The following is a 1,605-nucleotide window of genomic DNA, read 5'->3' as shown; positions in this document are numbered from 1 at the left end:
ACTCACCAGGGTCATCTTCGAAACCCCCACCATCTCCGCACTAGCCCACTGGATCACCACCCAACCCCAACACCAACAAACCCCACTCACACCCCGCCCCCGACCACAACACACACCCCTCTCCTACGCACAGTCCCGGTTGTGGTTCATCTACAAATACGAAGGTCCGTCGGCGACTTACAACGTTGCGTTGGCGGCGCGGTTGACCGGGCGGCTGGATTCAGCGGCGCTCGTCGCGGCCATCGGTGATGTGGTGGCTCGTCACGAGAGTTTGCGTACGGTGTTTGCCGAGACCGACGGAGTTCCCTGGCAGCAGATCTTGCCGGCTGAGACGGCGGCGGTGCCGATCGCGGTGACCGAGGTCAGCAGCGGGGCGCAGGTGGCTGCTGCGGTCGCCCACGCAGCGCGGTACGGCTTCGATCTGGCCACCGAAATCCCCATCCGCGCCGACCTGTTGAAGGTGTCCGCCACCGAATACGTGCTGGTGTTGGTGATGCACCACATCGCCGCTGATGGGGCATCGTTTGTGCCGTTAGCACGCGACTTGGCCGCCGCCTATACCGCCCGTTGTGAGGGTCAGCAGCCGAAATGGTCACCGCTACCAGTCCAGTACGCCGACTACACGCTGTGGCAGCATGAGGTCCTGGGTAGCGAGGAAGATCCCGACAGTGTGATGTCCGCCCAGGTCGCTTACTGGCGAGCGGAGCTAGCCGGAGCGCCTGAGCAAACTGTGTTGGCATCCGACCGGACGCGCCCGGCCCAGCAGTCATTTCGCGGTGAGGTCATGACGTTCACGATCGAACCGGCACTGCGGGAACGGATCCAGCAGCTGGCCCACCACCACGGCGCCACCATGTCGATGGTGCTGCAGGCAGCGTTGGCGGTGCTGCTGAGCAAACTCGGCGCCGGTGATGACATCACGATCGGCGGGCCGATTGCCGGGCGTACCGACCAGGCGCTGACTGACCTCATCGGGTTTTTCGTCAATTCCTGGGTGTTGCGTTTCAACATCTTAGGCGATCGGGACTTCGGTGAACTGCTCGACCAAGTACGTGCAAAAGCATTGGCCGCCTACGAAAACCAGGACGCCCCGTTCGAACGACTTGTCGAACTGATCAACCCCAAACGGTCAACCGCCTATCACCCACTGTTCCAAGTGGCGTTCGCGCTGCAAAACAATCCTCTCCCCAAAGTGGAATTGCCCGAGCTTGCAATCGAATTTCTACCCGCGCCAACCGGCACCGCCAAGTTCGACCTGTTCATCAACCTCATGGATCTGCCCCCGACCTCCGGACAACCGCAACCGCTACCGGGCAGCATCGAATACGCCACCGACCTATTCAACCGCGACACCGTCGAAAAGTTCGCCGATTATTACCTGCGCGTCCTACGGACGATCACCACTGACCCCCACCGACGGATTGATCGGATCGACATCCTCGACAACGCCGAACGCGACCAGATATTGCTGCATTCCAACACCACTGCCGTCACCAACCTAACCGCAATATCAAAAGCGACCGTGCCCCAGTTGTTTGCTGCGCAGGTAGCGCGCACGCCGGGGGGGCCGGCGTTGACGTGTAACGGTGTCACGTTGAGCTACCG

General features: G+C 61.5%; 1 protein-coding gene. It reads left to right on the top strand.

Translation table 11 applies throughout. The annotated features are described in order from the left end of the window. Window positions 1-139: 139 nt before the first annotated feature. The coding region (locus AWC07_RS03710; protein WP_244187471.1) for a condensation domain-containing protein at window positions 140-1,605 on the top strand (1,466 nt) is incomplete at its 3' end.

Origin of the sequence: Mycobacterium gastri (assembly GCF_002102175.1) — a bacterium.
GTDB classification, from domain to species: domain Bacteria; phylum Actinomycetota; class Actinomycetes; order Mycobacteriales; family Mycobacteriaceae; genus Mycobacterium; species Mycobacterium gastri.
Note: the sequence above shows the minus strand (reverse complement) of the source record. Positions and strands in the feature narration are given on the sequence as shown.